The following is a 14,710-nucleotide window of genomic DNA, read 5'->3' as shown; positions in this document are numbered from 1 at the left end:
GTCGGGCCGGCCTTCGCCGCGTCCCGGCGCCCGGCCTCAGTCCTCCAGACGGACCGGCATCAGCAGGGAGAACGTGTGCTCGTCGTCGGGCCGCCGGATCGTGACGGGCGCGGTGGGGGCGCCGATCTCCAGGACGAGCCGCTCGCGGTCCCCGGCGGCGAGCGCGTTCAGCAGGTACGCGCGGTTGACGGCGACCTGCTTCCGGTCGCTCCAGCGGTCTTCGCCGACGGTCACCGTTCCGTCGTCCGTCACCTCGAGCAGGGTCAGGTCGGCGGCCGTCTCGCCCGGCCCGCTCGTCTCGCCCGTGACGACGGGACCGCTCTCGACCGCCTCCCGGAAGCCCCTCGCGTCGACCAGGGCCCGGTGGCCCCCGGGTACCTGGACGAGACGGCGGTAGTCGGGGAAGTCGTGGTCGAGGCAACGGCCGGCCGCCCGCCCGTCCGCGCTCTCCAGCGTCACGCTGTCACCGTCGACGGCGAGCCGGACCGGCTCCTCGCCGCTCAGCAGGGCCCGCATCGCGTCCACGAGCGGGCTCGGAACGACGACCTGCACACGAGTGCCGGAGTGCCCGCCGACGGCCGCCCGCGCCACGGCCATCCGGTACCGGTCCGTGGCCACGACGTCGAGCGTCCCGCCCTCGATGTCGAACAGGACACCGGCGAGCACCGGAAGCTCCGGGTCCCGGCCGACGGCGAAGCGGACCGCGTCCAGCGCGCCGGCGAGTTCCGGCGCGGAGACGGACAGAAGGGTGACGGCGGTACGGGGTGATGTCATGGGTCTCTCCCTGCTTTCGAGAAGTGCTCGGAGCGTGGAGAACTCGTCGCGGGCGACGGACAGACCCGCCTCGAGACGGCGCACGTGCGCCTCGAGCAGCTTGCGCACCAGGTCGGTGTCCGCGCCGGACCAGCCCGCGAGCACCAGGCGGATGTCCGCCAGCGGCATGGCGGCCCGGCGCAACCGGGCCAGCAGCCGTGCCTCCTCCAGTTGCCCGGGGCCGTACCAGCGGTAGCCGCTCACCGGATCCACCCAGGCGGGGACCAGCACGCCACCACGGTCGTAGAACCGCAGGGCGCTCACGCTCAGCCCGCTGTCCCGGGCCATCTCGCCAATGCTGCGCATCTCGCTCTCCACACCCACGACCCTGTGGCCTCGACCATGTCGAGGGTCAACTCCGGTCACGCCCGGGCGGCTGGACCGGGCCGGGCCGGGGTGTCAGGCCGGGCAGTCGGCCGGCGTTCCGACCGTGCCCCAACGGATCATCAGATAGCCGGAGCCGTCCCTCTCCGCCACGGCGTAACGGGAGTACGGCCACGCGTCGCCCGCGCTGTCCCGCCGGCGCGCCAGCGCCCGGCACGCCTCGCCCGCCGCCATGTCCGCCCAGGCCGCGGCCTGCCGCTGGTTCCACGTCCCGTAGTCCGACCACACGTACATCGTCGAGTGTCCGGGATCGAAGCCGATCTTGAGCTCGACGTTGCCGAGCACGCGTTCCGTGCCGAGCGTCGTGCGCATCGCGTTGGTCCGCTCGATGATCTTCCTGGTGGCGCGGTCCGCGACGTCGATCTCCGCGCGGTCGGTGCTGGGGACCATGGCCTGTCCGAGGCCCCGTTCGTCCGGCTCCCAGCCCGGTCCGGCGCCGGCGGGGCTCAGGTTGCCGTCGTCGGCCGATGTGCACCGCGCGTCGGCGAGGAAGTCGTCGTCCCAGGTCACCAGCGGGTCATGGCCTGCCGTCTCCTTCACCATGACGAAACTGCGGTACGGCAGGTCCGGGTGCAGACGCAGGACGACGTCCCGCAGCGTCCGGCACATCAGACCGGCGACCTCCGTCTCCGCGTACATCGTCCCCGGTTCGTCGGCGGTGAGGCCGTACGAGAGGTAGACCTCCCCGCGCGGGGCGTGGAACCGCACGGCCCTGGGGGTGAGGTCGATGGCGTCGCCGAGTCCCCGGACGAGGACGGCCTGGTCGCGCAGGACGGCGAGGGCCACGTCGTGCTCGCCCCCGCCCCGTGCCGACCGCGCTTCGGCCCAGTTCTCCACGCTCGCCGGGCCGTTGTCCGTGGCCTGCTCGCGCTCCTCCGAGGTGCTCACCTTCGTGCTCGCCCCCGTGCTCGCCCCGGACGGCCGCGGGACCGCGGCCGGAGACGAGGCGGGAGGGGAGGGGGCCGGGCTGGAGGCGACGGCACCGGAGGAGGGAACGGAGGAACTGTTCGACGTCCCGTGGCGGCCGCCCTCCGGCTTGCCCGGCATCAGGGCCACCACTCCGCCCGCCAGGCCCCCGATGACCGCCGCCGCGACGACGAGCACGCCCGCCCACGGCCTTCGTCCGCGCCTCGCGGGCCGTGGCCACGTCGGATCGTCCACCGGAGGCATGTCCCAGACCGCGGTGATCATGTCCTCGGCCCGCGTGAACAGCGTGTCGGCGCGCATCGCCTGGATGAGCTGCGCGGCCAGGAGCTCGAAGCACTCCTCGGCGGCGTCGGCGGCCGAGGGACGCTCCCCCGGTTCCTTGGCCAGTGCCCGCCGCACGATCTCGCGCAGGGGCATGGGGACACCGTCGAGGTCGGGTTCGCCCGACGTCACGCGGAACGCGATCGCGTCGGGGCCGCCCGTCCCGAACGGGGACCTGCCGGTGGCCGCGTAGGCCACGAGCGCGCCCCAGGCGAACACGTCGCCCTCGGGCCCCGCGGCTCCCGTCCGGTACTGCTCGGGGCTGATCCAGCCCGGGGTGCCGGTCGTGGCTCCGGGACGGGTGGCCCTGGTGTCGTCGTCGGCGTGCGCGATGCCGAAGTCCAGGACGCGGGGGCCGGAGGGCGTGAGGATGACGTTCTGCGGTTTCACGTCGCGGTGCACCACGCCGACGGCGTGGACGGCCGCCAACGCCTGCGCGGTGGCGGCCGCGAAAGCGTACAGACTGGGACCGGTGACCCGTCCCTGGGCGAACACCTGCTGGTTCAGCGTCGGCCCGGCGACGTACTCGGTGGCGAGCCACGGGTTCGCCGCGTCCGCGTCCGCGGCGAGCAGGGGGACCAGGTACGGGCCGGTGACACGGGAGGACATTTCCACCTCGCGCCTGAAACGGGCCCTGAAGTGCGGGTCTTGGACCTGCGCGGGATGAATCACCTTCACCGCCACACGCGTTCCGTCGGAGGCTACTCCGGCATGGACCGTGCCCATGCCTCCGGCGCCGAGACGACCGACGATCCGGTACGGACCTATTCGGGAGGGATCGCCGGCGTGAGCCGGCTGTACTCTTCCGGAGGATCCGGATTCGCTCACTGATGGTTCCTTCGTGCGGGACTGAACGGTTGAGCAGGCGCGGATGTGACGGACGGTCGGGGGCGGGCCCGGGTCCCGGCAGGTTGCCCCGACATGCCTTCTGGGTGACTTCTCGTCCGGATGTTATGCGCTCGCCCGCCTCCTGGGTAGAGAAACCCCTGATCAGACAGTAGGCTCCCGACCATCGGGTGACGAGACGCTTGCGGACCGTGGCGCGGACCGAGTCGTGCGCCTGCCGCCGTCCGGCACCGTTCCGCTCAACTGCCTTACGGGAAAGCCCAGTTGTCGCCGTCATCGACGCGGACCCACGGCGGCGCGGGTCGAAGCCCGTCGGCAGACCGGGACGACACCGGCCACAGGTTCGGGACGGGCCGTCCGCCGGCGGCGGTCCGGCCGGGCCGCGTCCCCTGCGCCGTACGGATCCGGACACCGGCCGTGCTGCTGCCCGTGCCCCCGGTCCGGTCCCGGCCGACAATGGGCGTACGGCGGGGACGGCCCCGGGGAGGCGCCGGGGAAGGAACGTCCATGCCGAAGCGGCCCCTCTCCCCCGGTCGCGTGCGGGCCGCGCGGCAGTCCGCACGGGTCACGGTCGCGTCCGCCGCGGGCTTCTACGGGGCGCTGTACCTGCTGGACCAACCGGTAGTCGCCGTCTACGCCCTCTTCGCGCCGATCGCGCTCGGCGTCCTCTCCCCGGTCCCGGGCGGCGGCCGGGACCGGGCGCGTACCGTCCTGTTCGCGCTCCCGGTGGCCCTGGCGCTCACGGCCCTCGGCACCGCCCTCGCCGCGACGACCGCCTCCGCCGTCGCGGGCATGCTGGTGATCGGGTTCGCCGTCTCCTTCGCCTCCGCGTACGGACCGGCCGCGGCGGGCACGGTCCCGGGACTGCTGCTCTTCTACGTGCTGGCGTGCTTCCCGCCGTACGCTCCGGACACCCTGCCCCAGCGCCTCGGCGGTCTGCTGGCCGGTGTCGCCCTGCTGGTCCTGTGCGAGCTGCTGGTCCTGCCCGCCCCGCCCGTACAGCCGTACCGCGCGCGGATCGCCGCCGCCCTGGACGTCGCGGCCGCTTCGGCGCTCGCGTTCGCCCAGGGCCACCGTCACGCTCCCGAGCGGGCGCGGCGCCTGCGCGAGGAAGGGCTCGGGCTGCGGCTGTCACAGGCGCCGCCCGCCTCGCGTCCGACGGGGGCGGGCCGCACCGACCGCGGACTGGCGCAGGCCGGAGCCGCGACACGGCGGGTACTCGACCAGCTCGCCCGGACGGCCGAGCGGCCGGACTCCGCGACGGCCGCCGATCCGCCCTCCGAGGAGCTGCTGCGCGGTGTCGCGGACGGCTGCGCCGCGACGGCGGGCGCTCTGCGGGGCACGCGCGCCGTCCCCGGGCCCGAGGCCCTGGAGGAGATGGTCGCCGAGTTCACCGCCGTCCGCGGGCGTGCGTCCGGTACCGGGCCGGGCACGGACGTCCGGGCGTCGCGGCGGCTGCTGGAGTTCCGGTCCGGTCTGCTGGTCGCGGCGGTCTCGGCCCTGACCGCGCAGGCGGCGGTGGCCGTGGCGATCGGCGGGCGCCGCGCCGCGCCGGGACTGCCGCCCGGACAGTTCTGGTACGCGGGGCCCTCCACGGCACGGCTCCTGGCACTGCGTCTGACCGGCAACCTCACACTGCGCTCGGTCCTGTTCCAGAACGCCGTCCGCACCGCCCTCGGGCTCGGCGCGGCCCGTCTCGTGGCCGGGGCCCTGGACCTCTCGCACGGTTTCTGGGTGCTGCTGGCCGTGCTGACGCTGGGGCGCACGACCGCGGGAGCGACCTGGTCCACGGTGCGCTCCGCGGCGGTCGGCACGCTGGTGGGCGCGCTGGCCGCCGGGGCGCTGATCTTCGAGGCCGGCGGCACCGTCGAGGTGTACGCCGCCGTGCTGGTGCCGGTCATGTTCGTGGCGTTCTCGGTGGGGCCGGTCGCCGGACCGGCCTGGGCGCAGGGCCTGTTCACCCTGGTCGTCGCCGCCGCCTTCAGCCAGCTCGCCCCCGCCGACTGGCGGCTGGCGGAGACACGGCTGCTCGACGTCCTGACGGGCTGCACGATCGGGCTGGTGTGCGGCGTGCTCGCCTGGCCCGCCGGAGCGCACGCCGAGGTGCGGCGCGGTGTGGCGGACGCGCTGCGCGCCACGGCACCCCTGGTGCGGGTCACCGTGTCCGCGGTGGTCGGCGCGTCCGGCACGTCCGGCGGTCCGCGGGCCGGGCACGACGCCGCCGATCAGGCGCTACGACTGACCCGGCACCGGCTCCGGATCGCCGAGGGCGCCTACGCGCAGTACCGGACGGAGGGCGGCCGGGACCCGGCGGGCGGCGGACCCGACTGGCACCTGGCGCTCAACTGCGTCTCCCACGCGGTGACCGGTTCCCATTGGCTGCCCCGGCAGGCGTACGGTCCGGCGCCGCCCGAAGCGGTCCGGTGGGCGCGGGAGTCGGCGGAGCGGCTCGCCTCGGCGATGGACGGCGCGGCCGGCTTCCCGCCCGGTGGCGTCCGGGCGGCGCCGACGCCCCTTCCGCACGAGGTCGCCGTCGCCGCTCCGGTTCCCGTGCTGCCCGCGCTGATCGACGTCGACACCTGGCTGCGGACCCTCGCGGCGGAGCTGACGGCGGTCGGCGGGAGCGGTCCGGACGGGCCGCCGCCTCCGGTCCGGGCCGTCAGTGTTTCGCGGGGGCCGGCTCCACCACCGTGAACTCGGCGGGCCCGACCGCGAGGGTGCCGTCGGTCAGCGGGCGGCAGCGGACTCCGCCGCCGTCGCGCAGCGCCCGTCGCGCGCCGGGGCCGAGCGTGGTGTCCATCCAGGCGCACGGCCTGGCCGCGCGGTGCACGGCGAGCACGACCGGGCCGGTACCGCAGTCCAGGGAGATCGTCGCGCCGACCCAGGCGTCGATGTCCACGCCCCCGAGCAGGACGTTGCGCCGGGTCAGCCGGAGGTCCGCGGCGGCGGGACCCCGCGGAAGGCGTTCGGCGGCCATGAGGGTGATCGACGCATTGCGGTGGGCCGGACGGTTGAAGTAGCGGTCGCCGACGATTCCGAGTCCGGCACGGACCCGCGCGGTCGTCACCAGCTCCGCGTCGGGCAGCGGGGGCACTCCCTCGCCCGGGCGGCCCTCGAACCGGTGCACGGCCGAGACCAGCAGCTGAAGGACCTCCACACGCCCCATCCCACCGACCCTAAGGGACGTCCGCCCCGGGAATCCACGGAACCGCACGGGCGAAGGACACCGACGGGGGCGTGGGCCGGGCATCCCGCCGACACCGTGCCGGACATGTCGCTGACACGGGGACGGCTCGCGTGACAGGGTCGGCGGTGATCGAAGACAACAGCGGCAAAGGGGGCTTCCGTGGACACACGAACGTGGGACACGCTGGTCGGGTCGATGAAAAGCACCTACGCCGAGGGAGTGCGCGAGGGCGCGGTGCCCCGGCCGGTCATCATGCCGCTCGTGCGGGGCGAACTGGTCGGACTGGTCTGGGTCCGCCCCACCGAGCCCGGGGCCGACGCGCTCACCGGCATCGCGGCGCTGTCCAACATCGCCGCGGCGGCCGGCGCGGACGAGGTCGTGCTGGCCTGGGAGACCCGGGAGGTCGCCACTGCCTGCGAGCTGCCCGTCGTGGGTCCCTCGCCCTGTCTGAACATGGTCCGCGCCACCCCTGAGGGGCATGTGCTGCACCGGTTCCCCTACACCGAGAGGCCCCCGTCCGTCGGCTCCGCGGAGACGGGCGGGTCCGTGGCCGCGCTCGACTGGGACCCGCCCTCCGGGCCGCGGCCGGACGGCGAACTCCCACCGCCGGTCAAGGCCGCCGTCGACTACGCGTTCACCCCGATGGACCTGGACCATCCCAATCCCTTCGGCGTCACCGTCGTCCTGATGGAGGAGGACGGCTACACCGTCCGCCTGACCGAAGGCTTCGGCCACTGAACAACCCGTGTGCCGTGCCCGCAAGGCTTCCGCCGCCTAGGCTGAGCGGGCGCGGCGAAGCCCGCGCGCCCTCAGCGGGCGGTCCGTGATCGCAGCACAGGAGGAACCGTGTCCGGTCAGTTCGAGGCGACAACCGAGATCGACCGTCCCGTCGAGGAGGTCTTCACCTACCTCGCCGCCGGTACGAACGACCCTCAGTTCAGCCCCAGGGTGCAGGCGATCACGAAGACCCCGGAGGGCCCGACGGCCGTGGGGACCGTGTTCACCAGCACGGTCAAGGACGCCGGCATGAAGACGGGCCGGAGGTTCCGGATCACCGAGTTCGAGCCGCCCCACCGGATCCGCTGGGCGGAGGTCTCGAAGAACGTCGTCATGGCGGCGGAGGGCGGCTACGACCTCGAGTCCACCGGCGCCCGGACCACCCGGGTGAGGATCTTCAACGTCCTCGAGGGGCATGGCGTCGGCAAGCTCCTGGTGGGCCTCGCGCTGAGCGCGGCCCGCAAGGAAGCGGACGCCTTCGGCAGGCGGATCAAGGCGGCCGTCGAGGCGTCCTGACCGGTTCCGGCCCGGGGCCCGCCCGCAGCTCGGTGATCACGGACCAGGCGACCGACACCATCGGCACCGCCACGACGGCGCCGGTCACGCCGGCCAGGACGCTCCCCGCGATGACGGAGAGGGCCACGACGACGGGGTGCAGCCGGACGGCCCAGCTCATGACCAGCGGGTGCAGGACGTGTCCCTCCAGCTGGCCGATGACGACGATCAGGGCGAGCACGACGATCGCGACGACCGGCCCCTTGGTGGCCAGTGCGACGACCGTGGCCACACCGAGCGCGACGGGCGAGCCCACCAGGGGGATGAACGCGGCGAAGAACTCCAGCAGCGTGAGCGGCAGCGCCAGCGGGACGCCCAGGAGGGAGAGGGCGATGCCGACGAGTACGGCGTTGGTGGCCGCCACGATGATGATGCCGCGCGTGTAACCGGCGAAGGTCCGCCAGGCCGCCCGCCCGCCGCGGTCCCACGGGTCCCGCGCGCTCTGCGGCATCAGTTCCTGGAACCAGCGCCAGAACCGGTCCCCGGAACGGATGAAGAAGAGCGAGCAGAACAGCGCGAGCACCAGACCGGTGACGAACTCCACCGCGCGTCCGGCGCCGCTGAGGGCACTGCTGATCAGCACGGAGCGGTGCTCGTCGACGAAGGTGGCGGCCTTGTCCCGGAGGTTCGACAGGACGGCGTGGCCCAGATGGAAGGGAGAGCCCTCCAGCCATCGTTCGATCCGCCCCAGCCCCCCGGCGAACTCACGGCCGAGCTTGTCGGACTCGCCCGCCACGGCGCCGCCGACCAGCGCCATCACACCGAGCACCAGCAGGATGCTCCCCATGACGCTGACGATCACCGCCACGGTCCTCGGCATGCGGCGCGCCAGCAGGTCGGCCGGGGGGCGCAGGACCGCGGTGACGACCAGGGCCAGGAAGAGGGCCACGGCGACGAGCTGCAGCCTGCCCAGGAGGGCGAAGACCGTGTAGCCGACCACGCCGACGACGATCAGCCGCCACGCGTAGGCCGAGGCCACCCGCAGGCCGTGGGGCACCAGGGCGCTTCGGTGCTCTCCGGTGCCGTGCCGCCCGTCCGCGGCGGCCGTACGTGCCCGTGCGACCGTCCGGACACCACGGGAGGAACGATTCCCCACTACGTAGCGCATCCGGCGCCCGCCGCGGCCCGTGCCGGGCTCGCCCGGCCTCCGGCGAGGACGACGCGATCCGGCGTTCACCTGTGTGCCACCGTCCTCCTGTCGTCGCGCCCGCCCCGCGCGCCGGACGCTGGACCGGGGCGCGGTCTCGGAGCCGCGGGCGATGGGCCCGGGCCGTCGGTCACCCGGGCGTCCCGGCCAGCGTGGTGTCGCACACCGCGGCCCGCAACCCGGGGCGCACTGCCTTGGAGCCGTGTGCCCCTCCCCCGCCGTCGGCGGCCGGGACCCTCGCCAATGAGCCGTCCCTTTCATGTGATTTACGGCGTTCCACCCTATATTGGGTCTGTGATCAGGCGGCTGGACCTACTCGACACCGTCGACGACGGCATCACGGAGAGCGAGGTCTTCCGGCTCGCCCTTCAGCACTCCGTCGCGGAGCTGGGCTGCGTCGGCGGGGCCGTCTACCTGCGGGGCCCCATGTCGGCCCTGCGTCTGGTGTCCTCCACCGGACTGCCGTCGTCGGTCACCGGCGCGTGGGAGATCATCGACCAGGACGGGCCCACGACGACCGCCCGCGCCGTGCGCACCGGCGAGTACGTGTGGCTGGGGGCGCTCCCCGTCGACCTGGCCGAACCCGCGGCGACGCTGCTGTCGCGGTCCGGGAGGTTCTCCGTACCCCTCGTCCAGGAGGACCGCGCCGTCGGCGCGATCACCTGTCTCACCGGTGACGACGAGGAACCCGCACCCGAGCAGCGGACGTTCCTCACCGCGGTGGCCGAATGGACCGTGAACCGGCTGCAGAAGATGCCGGCGCCCGCGCGCCTGCGCACCGACCTCGAGGCCACTCCGGTCGGCTCGTGGGAGTGGGACGTGCGCACCGGCGAGCTGGTGTGGGACCAGGCGGCCATGAAGGTCTACCAGACCCGGCCGGGGCAGTTCGCGCCCGCCGTCGAGACCTGGATGAAGGTGGTCCACCCGGACGACCTCGCGAGCACCCTGGCCGCCGCCGAGCGCACCATCCGCACGCACGCCCCGTTCGAGGCCGAGTACCGGGTCCGGCGCGGCGACGGGAGCTACGTCTGGACGCGCGCGTCCGGTCATGTCGTGCTCGACGACGAGGGCCGGGTCGCGCGCATCGCGGGCAAGGGCTGGGCGAGCGACGCGGCGCGCTCCACCCGGGACCTGCTCGGCCGCGCCCTGCGGCACATGAGCGACGCCTTCCTGTCCGTGGACGACGACTGGCGGATCACGTTCGCCAACCTGGAGGCGGAACGCATTCTCGGTCCGCCCGACGGCCAGCTCTTCGGCCGGAACCTGTGGGACCTGTCCTCCCTGCGCCAGGTGCCGGACCTGGAGGAGAGGTGCAGGCGCGGCGCCGAGCGGTCCACGGCCGCCGGCTTCGACATCACGCTGGCCGACACCGGGCGCTGTTACAACCTGCGGATCGTCCCCGTCCCCGGCGGCCTGACGGTGTACTTCACCGACGTCACCGACCGCCGCCGCCGCGAGGCCGAACAGGCGGCGGCCGTCCGCGCCGCCGCCGAGCGCGCGAGCCGCACGGCGGAGCTGACCACGCAGCTCGCGGCGGCGACCACCTCCGAGGACGTGGTGACGGCCGTGGCCCAGCGCGTCCTGCCCCCGTTCGGCGCCCAGGGCCTGCTCGTCCTGGTCATCGAGGAGCAGCGGCTGGTGCACATCGGGTCCGTCGGATATCCGGAATCCTTCCTGGAGCGGATGCACGGAGCGCACGGCATGGACCTGGCGGACACCGATCCCGCCGGGGCAGCGATCCTGACCGGCGAACCCCGCTTCTACTCGTCGCGCGAGGAATGGGTCACGGCCTTCCCCGGCTCCGGCGACCTGCCTCCGACCGACATGGAGGCCTGGGCCTTCCTGCCCCTGACGGCTTCGGGCCACACCTTCGGCGTGTGCGTCATCGCCTTCGACACCGCCCGGCACCTCTCGGCCGAGGAACGCACGCTCCTCATCGCCATCAGCGCCCTCGTGGCGCACGCCCTGGAGCGGGCACGGCTCTACGAGGCCGAGCTGACCCGCTCCGAGGAACTCCAGCAGGCGCTGCTGCCCCGGGGGCTGCCCACCGTGCCCGAGGCGACCGTGGCGGCGCGCTTCCTGCCGGCCGGGCAGACCTCCGACGTGGGCGGGGACTGGTACGACCTGATCCCGTTGTCCGCGGGCCAGGTGGCCCTGGTCGTCGGTGACGTGATGGGCCACGGTCTGTCCGAGGCCGCGACCATGGGGCGTCTGCGCACCGCGCTGCACACGCTGGCCGCCCTGGAGCTGCCGCCCGACGAGATCATGGGTCACCTCAACGACATCGTGGGCGGCCTCGGGGAGCACGCGTACGCGACCTGTCTGTACGCGCTGTACGACTCCACCGACGGTTCGTGCACGGTGGTGCGGGCGGGACATCCGCCGCCGCTCGTGGTCCGGCCGGACGGAAGCGCCCACTTCCCCGGCATCGCCGTCAATCCTCCCCTGGGCGCCGCGTTCCCCCCGTTCGAGACGACGAGACTGGAGCTGTCGGCGGAGAGCCTCCTGGTCCTTTACACCGACGGGCTCGTGGAGTCGCCGCAGCGGGAGATCGACGAGGGCATGGCCCAGCTCGCCGGTCTGCTCGGCGGCGGGGCCGTCTCCGCCGATCCGGAGGACCTGTGCGGCTCGGTGACGGCGGGGCTGCTCCCGGGCGGGCCCACCGCCGACGACGCCGCCCTGCTGATCGCGCGGCTGCACCACGTGGCGGCCCGGCAGGTGGCCTCCTGGGCGCTGCCGGAAGGTCCGGAGGCCGCGGGTGAGGCGCGTCGCCACGTACGGGAGCAACTCGCCCAGTGGCATCTGGACGACCTGGTCATGACGACGGAGCTGCTGGCCAGCGAGCTGGTCGGGAACGTCATCCGGCACGCCAGCGGCCCCATCGGTCTTCGCCTCCTGTGCAGCGGATCGCTCGTCTGCGAGGTGTCCGACGCGAGTCTGACGATGCCCCGCATCCGCCGCGCCACGGACACCGACGAGGGGGGCCGCGGGCTCCAGCTGGTCAACGCCCTCTGCGAGCGCTGGGGCAGCCGGTACACCCCCGACGGCAAGGCGATCTGGACCGAGCAGGCCCTTCCCGGCACGGCGGCCCCGGAGGACGGGGACCGGCCCGCGGGACCGCGGGCCTGAGGCGGGAGCCGAAGCCGCTCCGGGCCCCTCAGCGGGGCCGTCCCCCGCCCTGCCCGAAGAGGCCGCCGGCCACCACGCCCCGGGTGGAGAAGGTGACGGGCTCGCCCGGCAGGAAGTCGCCCGGCGGTATCCCCGGGTGGTGTCCGTCGCGGGACGACGGGTGCCCGGAGCGGGGGCCGAGGGCCAGCCGGGAGACTATGCGGTAGCGGTCCCCGCGGTAGATCGAGTGGACGTACTCCACCGGCCGGCCCGAGGCGTCCGAGGTGAGGCGCTCGAAGAGCAGGGCCGGTGACAGCTCCGGCACGTCGAGCAGGCCCGCCTCGTCCCGGGTCAGGACCGTGGGCTCGATCGACTGGACCGCCTCCCTGACCTGGATCCCGTGCCGTTCGCCGAGGTGCTCGTACAGGTCGCCGTTCTCCAGTTCGTCACTGGTCAGATCGGGGACGAGACCGGCGGGGACGTGCAGGTACTCGATGGCCATGGGTGAGCCGTCGACGAGGCGGAGCCGGGCCACGTACCGGATGCCGGCCGCGGGGGAGACGCGCAGCCTGCGGCCCACCCGGGCGCCGGCGGGCACCGTGCTGAACTCCAGGAGTCTGCTGGTCCAGGTGCCCGCGGCCCGGGGCAGGCTGAAGGTCTGCAGGTCCGGGACGAGTTCCTGGGTGATCTTCTCGGCGGCCACGAACATGCCCCGTCCGTGCTCGCGCACCAGGAGTCCGGCGAGCACGAGCTGGTCCACGGCCGCCCGCAGGGTGGGACGGGACACTCCGAGTTGCGCGCAGAGCGTGCGCTCGGAGGGTATGGCGTCGCCGGGGCGCCGCTCCTCGATGAGTTCGAGGATCGTGTCCCGGACCCTTTCACGCTTGAGTACCGCGCGGGAGGCGGCGGGATCGATCTCCATGCGGGACCCTCGCTCGTCGTCGTTGCCGGCCAACTGGTATGGCCTCCGACCCTAACTGGTCCGCCGCTCCCGGGTACCGCTTCCGGCCCGTCGGGGCCCGACGGTGACGCATGACACGACCTTCGGCCAACTCCCTTTGAGTACAGAGGGGTTGACGAGCGCATTGGTCTATGCCACTTTTCAGGCGACGTCAACTGGTAAAACCAGTGGGCCAACTGGTCAAGTACGGCATGTCTCCCCGCGTTCCTGAGAACCCCCACCTCCCGCGCCCGGCGGGAGCCCACCGGAAGGAACCCACATGAGAAACCGCCCGCCCGCAGGCCGTCGCCGCGTGGCCCTCGCCCTGTCGGCGCTCCTGGGCGGCACCGCCCTGGTGGCCGTTCCGATGTCCGCCCCGGCCGCCGCGGCCGGGGGCCTCGCCGTCCAGTACCGCACCAGCGCGAGCGGTGCCACCGCCGACCAGAGCGAGCCCTGGTTCAAGGTGCGCAACACCGGCTCCGCGTCCGTGCAGTTGAGCCAGGTGAGGATCCGCTACTACTTCAAGGCGGACTCGGCGAGCGCCACGTATCGCTTCGCGTGTTCCTGGGCCGTCAAGGGATGCGCGAACGTCACCGGCACGTTCGGCACCCTGGCCCACCCCACCGCGACCGCGGACCGGTACCTGGAGGTCGGCTTCACCTCCACGGCCGGATCGCTGGCACCGGGCGCCGACACCGGCGACATGCAGCTGCGCTTCCACCAGTCCAGCTGGCAGCCGGTGAGGCAGTCGGACGACTACTCCTTCAACGCGGCGCAGACCTCGTACGCGGACTGGAACAAGGTCACCGCCCAGCTCGCCGGAACCACCGTCTGGGGCACGGCACCCGAGGGCGACGACCCGACGGATCCGACCGACCCGACCGACCCGCCCGGCGGCGGTCAGACGCTGTTCGACGACTTCAGCTACTCGTCGTACACCGACCCCGCGATCTCCGCGCACGGCTGGAACGTCCGCTCCAACTCCGGCGGTCCCGGGGTCCCCGGCGCGACCTGGGACCCGTCCAAGGTCACCTTCCCCACCGTGTCAGGCAACAAGGTCATGAACCTGGAGACCTCGACGGCGGGCACGGCCGGGTCGACCCGGCAGACCGAAGTCCTCACCAAGAGCGTGAAGTTCAAGAACGGCACGTACGCGGCCCGGGTGAAATTCTCCGACGCCCCGAAGTCCGGCCCCGACGGCGACCACCTGGTGCAGACGTTCTTCACCATCAACGACCTCAAGGCGCCGATGGCCGACGACTACGCCGAGTACGACTTCGAGTACCTGCCCAACGGCGGCTGGGGCGAGCCCGGCAACATCCTGTACACGACCTCCTGGGAGACCTACAACCCCGACCCCTGGCAGGCCGTCAACCAGCACACCGAGGCACGCCAGAGCTACGCCGGCTGGCACGACCTGGTCCTCACCATCGACAGCGGCAGCATCAAGTACTACGTCGACGGACAGCTGTTCGGCACGCACGACGCCCAGTACCTGCCCGAGCGGCCGATGTCGATCAACTTCAACCAGTGGCTGATCGACCTCGCCGGACAGACCTCGACCGGGGCGCGCGCGTACGACCAACAGGTCGACTACGTCCTGCACGTCAAGGACCAGGTCCTCACCCCGGCCCAGGTCGCCTCGAAGGTGGCCGCCTACCGCGGCGCCGGCACCGCGTTCGTGGACGAGGTGCCGGCTCCCTGA

At 73.3% G+C, this 14,710-nt stretch carries 10 protein-coding genes; 5 read left to right on the top strand and 5 right to left on the bottom strand.

Going from position 1 to position 14,710, the window contains the following annotated elements:
• Positions 1-36 precede the first annotated feature (36 nt).
• Positions 37-1,119, bottom strand: a complete 1,083-nt coding sequence (locus ACFW6B_RS31955) for a MerR family transcriptional regulator (RefSeq protein WP_386601524.1) — start codon at positions 1,117-1,119, stop codon at positions 37-39.
• Between the two features lie 93 nt (positions 1,120-1,212).
• The gene (locus ACFW6B_RS31950) at positions 1,213-3,273 is read right to left on the bottom strand and encodes a serine/threonine-protein kinase (protein WP_386601522.1); all 2,061 of its coding nucleotides are present in this window, start codon (positions 3,271-3,273) and stop codon (positions 1,213-1,215) included.
• Between the two features lie 525 nt (positions 3,274-3,798).
• On the opposite strand from ACFW6B_RS31950, the gene ACFW6B_RS31945 reads away from it, so the two are divergent.
• The gene (locus tag ACFW6B_RS31945) at positions 3,799-5,985 is read left to right on the top strand and encodes an FUSC family protein (RefSeq protein WP_386601520.1); all 2,187 of its coding nucleotides are present in this window, start codon (positions 3,799-3,801) and stop codon (positions 5,983-5,985) included.
• On the opposite strand, the gene ACFW6B_RS31940 is transcribed toward ACFW6B_RS31945, so the two are convergent.
• Complete coding sequence (locus ACFW6B_RS31940; protein WP_386601518.1) at positions 5,951-6,457, bottom strand: molybdenum cofactor biosysynthesis protein; 507 nt, start codon at positions 6,455-6,457, stop codon at positions 5,951-5,953. The genes ACFW6B_RS31945 and ACFW6B_RS31940 overlap by 35 nt on opposite strands.
• Positions 6,458-6,637: 180 nt before the next feature.
• Between ACFW6B_RS31940 and ACFW6B_RS31935 the strand changes: the two genes are divergently transcribed.
• Both ACFW6B_RS31935 and ACFW6B_RS31930 read left to right on the top strand, forming a co-directional pair.
• Positions 6,638-7,216, top strand: coding sequence for a hypothetical protein (locus ACFW6B_RS31935; protein ID WP_386601517.1), 579 nt, complete (start codon positions 6,638-6,640; stop codon positions 7,214-7,216).
• A gap of 108 nt (positions 7,217-7,324) precedes the next feature.
• Positions 7,325-7,771, top strand: a complete 447-nt coding sequence (locus ACFW6B_RS31930; RefSeq protein WP_386601516.1) for an SRPBCC family protein — start codon at positions 7,325-7,327, stop codon at positions 7,769-7,771.
• Here ACFW6B_RS31930 and ACFW6B_RS31925 read toward each other — a convergent pair.
• Positions 7,746-8,987, bottom strand: coding sequence for an AI-2E family transporter (locus ACFW6B_RS31925; protein ID WP_386601514.1), 1,242 nt, complete (start codon positions 8,985-8,987; stop codon positions 7,746-7,748). The two genes, ACFW6B_RS31930 and ACFW6B_RS31925, sit on opposite strands and share 26 nt — an antisense overlap.
• Before the next feature lie 264 nt (positions 8,988-9,251).
• Here ACFW6B_RS31925 and ACFW6B_RS31920 point away from each other — a divergent pair, with 264 nt between their 5' ends.
• Complete coding sequence (locus ACFW6B_RS31920; protein ID WP_386601512.1) at positions 9,252-12,086, top strand: SpoIIE family protein phosphatase; 2,835 nt, start codon at positions 9,252-9,254, stop codon at positions 12,084-12,086.
• Positions 12,087-12,114: 28 nt separating this feature from the next.
• Here ACFW6B_RS31920 and ACFW6B_RS31915 read toward each other — a convergent pair whose 3' ends face one another.
• Entirely contained in the window at positions 12,115-12,987 is an 873-nt protein-coding gene (locus ACFW6B_RS31915; RefSeq protein ID WP_386601509.1) for a GntR family transcriptional regulator, read from the bottom strand.
• A gap of 298 nt (positions 12,988-13,285) precedes the next feature.
• Here ACFW6B_RS31915 and ACFW6B_RS31910 point away from each other — a divergent pair, with 298 nt between their 5' ends.
• Positions 13,286-14,710 (top strand): cellulose binding domain-containing protein, encoded by a 1,425-nt coding sequence (locus tag ACFW6B_RS31910; RefSeq protein WP_386601506.1) that lies wholly within the window; start codon positions 13,286-13,288, stop codon positions 14,708-14,710.

The sequence above is a fragment of the Streptomyces sp. NPDC058751 genome (genome assembly GCF_042746485.1).
Classification (GTDB): domain Bacteria; phylum Actinomycetota; class Actinomycetes; order Streptomycetales; family Streptomycetaceae; genus Streptomyces.
The sequence above is the reverse complement of the archived record's forward strand: the minus strand, read 5'-3'. Positions and strand labels throughout refer to the sequence as shown.